The following is a 3,900-nucleotide window of genomic DNA, read 5'->3' as shown; positions in this document are numbered from 1 at the left end:
CACCGAGATAGCCGATGTAAGCCAGCACAGAGGCGCCTGCGCCGACTGTTTTTCCGAGCCCTTCGGTGATGTAGGCGTAGAACGCGCCCGCGCCGCGGATATGCCTGCTCATCGCCGTGAAGCCGACGGCGAACAGTAGATAGACGATCCCGGGAACGACGTACCCCACCGGAAGCGCAGCGCCGGAAACCATCAGGCCCAGTGGCGCGAATCCCACCAGGATCGTCAGTGGCGCCGCTGCGGCGATGACGAAGAAGACCAGATGACGGCTGTTGATAGTTCCGGCGCGCAGGCCCGAGGATGACGTGAGAGAACCGGATTCAGAATGCGTTCCTGCACCGGGAGGGTCGGTTTTTTCGGTCATGGGGAGGCTCCGCGAGTTAAGGCAAGTATGCGCCTGCCTGGTCAGGTTTCCCGAGGTTCGCCCGAATTTCTCTCGACGTTCGCCCGGTGTTCCTAAGAGAGTGCCGAATCGTTTCACCAGTGTCAATACCTGCGCTGAAACGATTCGACGTTTTGTTTTGAGGTGCCCCTCACCGGTGCACGCAACATGCCGAAACGATTGATCGATAGGCTGGAGACAAACCGACCAACGAGTAGAAACGATCCGCAGTGGCTACCCCTGTTTCGCCGACGCTTCGTGATGTCGCCAACGCCGCCGGCGTCGCGGTGTCCACGGTCTCCTATGCACTCAACGGCAAGGGCCGGGTCGACGCGGCCACTCGCGCTCGGGTTCAAGAGGTTGCCGACCGCCTTGGATACCATGCCAATCGGTCGGCCCAGAATCTCAGGTCGGGTCGGACTGCCACCCTCGGGCTGATGCTCCCCGCTCCCGACCAACTGTCATCGGCCGAGTACCTCAATTTCGACTGGTACGGGCGCGTGGCGACCGCCGCGACCCAGGCTGCATTCCACGCCGATCACTCACTCCTCCTACTACCGTCGATGAAAGATCCGAACGGACTGCGGCGCATCGAGATGGACGGCGTACTGGTCGTCGACCCGATGGTCGACGACCCGCGCGTCGAGGTTCTGCAGAAGATCGGAATCCCCTCTGTCGCAGTGGGTCCTGGACACTCCGGGCAGTTCGGATACTCCACCTCACCGGACCTCGTCTCCACCACGGAGACTCTTCTGAACCACCTCGCCGAACGTGGCGCAAGGGACATTTTCGTCCTCACTCCCGGAATGCATTCGGAGTGGACCCGCGCAACGACTTTCGCTTACTTCGAGTGGTGCCGCGCCCGAGGGGTGGCACCACGCACCAGCGAGGAATTGACGTCGTTTCCGGGCGCCAGCACCGTCGGAGGCCTCATCGGGGCCGCGTATGCGGCCACCCGCGAGGCCCTCGACTCCTCGACTCCGCCTGACGCGATCCTGTCGTTGATTCTCGGTTGCGCCCCGGCAGCGGCGCGAGCGGCCCTCGATCTCGGGCTGTCGATTCCGGGTGACGTCTTGATTGCACAGGACAGTGACGAACCCGCCCTGCTGGTTTCCCAGCCCCCGATCACTGCCTTCGACTTCTTCCCCCAAGAACAGGCGGCAGCGGCCGTAGATGCACTGTTGGCTCTGGTCAACGGTGACGAACCCCCAGTTCAGAGCTATACGCGTAGCGAACTCCGCGTGCGAGCGAGCACGGCCCATTCGCTCACACCATAAATTCACCTGGCACCGATAGACTGATTTCCGAATTATCGTCCGTCGCCTGCCGAGAGGAATCAGGTCATCGCGCACCGCTCCCGCGACCGCTTGGCCGGGTATCTCGCCGTAGTGCTGGTCTGTGCACTCGCCCTCCTCGCATCTGTCAGCAGTGCGACCGGCCTCGACCGCGACGTCGCTCCGGTCCGCATCGCCTACGCCGCGGCCGCAGACACTTTCGGCGATCTGTATCTTCCAGAAGGATCGGACGATGACCTGCCGGTCGTCGTACTCATCCACGGCGGTGGATGGGCCCAGAAGAGCAATCTCGAATACGCGGGCGCGTGGGCAAAAACCCTGACCCCGTACGGAATTGCGGTCTGGAACATCGAATACAGACGCGTCGGCGGTCAGGGTGGTTGGCCGACCACGCTCTCCGATACTGTTACGGCCACCAACGCCCTGGCCGGCATCGTTCAGGAAAAGGCCTCCGGGCGACTGGATTTGAGCCGTGTACACATCGCCGGCTACTCCGCGGGTGGACAACTTGCCGCCTGGGTCGCATCGCGATCCCAACAGGGTGCAGACGCCCCGGAACCAAACCTCTCGGTGCCGGTTCGCTCGACGACGATCATGGCCGGCGTCTTCGACATGACGCTCGCCGCAACCGCGGGCAAAGATCGATTTGTTCGAAATCTTCTGGGCGGCATGCCTACCGATCATCCCGATCGCTACCGCATCGCATCACCGATCGAGCACCTCCCCACCGGCCTCCCCGTCACGGTGATCCACGGACTCGGAGACAAGGTCGTGTCGGTCGAACAGAGTCGGCGCTATGCCCGTGCCGCCCGAGCAGCAGGCGACGTGGTCGATCTGATCGAACTTCCCGGCGTCGGCCACGGCGAGTTCGGCAACCCGACGACCGACGCCTGGGCTACCACCAAGCAAGCAATAATCGGCCACATAAATGCCTCTTGAGCAGGTAATACGGGCCACAGTGCTCTCAGCCGCTCGAAATAGAATTAGCTGAAACTCAATCGATGACGTACGGTGGGGTTATCAGAGGGCAGCCGTCAGTCAGGCAGCCGGTCGCTTCGCCCGGAACAACAGTTCCAGTATTCGTTCCAGGGGCAGACTTCCAGTTCGGTGCAAATCCGCGCCTTTGATCACTACGCACTTTCATCAGTCCCGCAGATTGTTGACCAGGCCGAAGGCTCCGACGGAGTCCGCCGCCAATCGCGTACCGACTGCACCAGTATCAACATGCGCTACACACCGCACGGGCCCAAAGACCCTGCGGTTCAAAGGAATACCTTGATCAACACCATGATTCACCCCGACGACACGAACAACCAGACGAACAGCAACTCGACGAACGGTCTACGGATCCCGACTACTTCGGGCCGGATCCGCGAGCGCGGTATCGAAATCGTCTGCACCCTCTACCGTTGCAGCACCGACGAAGTCGCCGAGCTGTTGCTCCGACATTCTCAGACCAACAACCTCAAGGTCACCAGCCTGATCAAAGCGCTTGTCGCCCTGATCGACGAAGACACGTCCGGCACTGGTTACGGAAGCAGTAACACGCTGGCGTCTCACTTCTGGCTGCGTGAGATCAGAAATCTCAGCCAGGCCCACCGACGCAGCGATCATTTTCATCGCCATCTCGTCGGCGCGTAACCGGCGCTGAACGACAACTGACCTGAAACGACAGCTGGGGCAGTACACGGAAATCGTGTACTGCCCCGGCTGTCGTGTTTTCAGTTGTCAGGCGGAAGCCGACTCTCGGCAGTCAGGCGGAAGCCGACTCTCGGCAATCAGGCGGAAGCCGATTCCTTGTTCAGGCCCTGCGGAGCACCGTCGGTATCTGTCGCCTCGTCCACATGCTGCGGAGCGAAGAGCAGGCAGACGATGCTCAGGACGCACATGCCGATCAGCAGTGCGATGACCGGCCAGATGCTGCCGGTTGCCTTGTACATCAGCGTCGACACCAGCGGAGACAACCCACCGAAGATCGCGCCTGCACCCTGGTACGCCAACGAAATGCTTGTGTAGCGGGCCTGCGGCTTGAACATCTGCGACAGGACGGCGGCGATCGGGCCGTACGTGGCCGCCAGCACCAGTCGCATGACAGCGAAGGTCAGGAAGATCAGGAACACGGATCCGGACTTCAGCACCAGGAACTGCGGCGCTGCGAGAATCGCGACTGCCGCAAGGCCCCAGATGACGACGCGGACGCGTCCCACCTTGTCGCCGAGCCAC

General features: G+C 61.9%; 4 protein-coding genes and 1 pseudogene. 3 read left to right on the top strand and 2 right to left on the bottom strand.

All coding sequences use genetic code 11. The features are described from left to right. Positions 1-364 (bottom strand): annotated as a pseudogene (locus tag A2J01_RS22555) (APC family permease); the annotation flags it as partial. Between the two features lie 248 nt (positions 365-612). Between A2J01_RS22555 and A2J01_RS22550 the strand changes: the two are divergent. The 3 genes from A2J01_RS22550 to A2J01_RS22540 all read left to right on the top strand — a co-directional run bounded on the left by A2J01_RS22550 (position 613) and on the right by A2J01_RS22540 (position 3,318). Then, positions 613-1,659 carry a LacI family DNA-binding transcriptional regulator gene (locus A2J01_RS22550; protein ID WP_064113634.1) on the top strand — a complete coding sequence of 349 codons (1,047 nt, stop codon included), beginning with the start codon at positions 613-615 and terminating at the stop codon, positions 1,657-1,659. A gap of 90 nt (positions 1,660-1,749) precedes the next feature. Beyond that, positions 1,750-2,616 carry an alpha/beta hydrolase family protein gene (locus tag A2J01_RS22545; RefSeq protein ID WP_231915876.1) on the top strand — a complete coding sequence of 289 codons (867 nt, stop codon included), beginning with the start codon at positions 1,750-1,752 and terminating at the stop codon, positions 2,614-2,616. Positions 2,617-2,952: 336 nt separating this feature from the next. Beyond that, positions 2,953-3,318, top strand: coding sequence for a hypothetical protein (locus A2J01_RS22540; RefSeq protein WP_064113635.1), 366 nt, complete (start codon positions 2,953-2,955; stop codon positions 3,316-3,318). A gap of 137 nt (positions 3,319-3,455) precedes the next feature. On the opposite strand, the gene A2J01_RS22535 is transcribed toward A2J01_RS22540, so the two are convergent. Beyond that, the coding region (locus A2J01_RS22535; protein ID WP_156519364.1) for an MFS transporter at positions 3,456-3,900 on the bottom strand (445 nt) is incomplete at its 5' end.

This window comes from Rhodococcus sp. EPR-134, from assembly GCF_001647205.1.
Taxonomy (GTDB): Bacteria; Actinomycetota; Actinomycetes; order Mycobacteriales; family Mycobacteriaceae; genus Rhodococcus_F; species Rhodococcus_F qingshengii.
The sequence above is the reverse complement of the archived record's forward strand: the minus strand, read 5'-3'. Positions and strand labels throughout refer to the sequence as shown.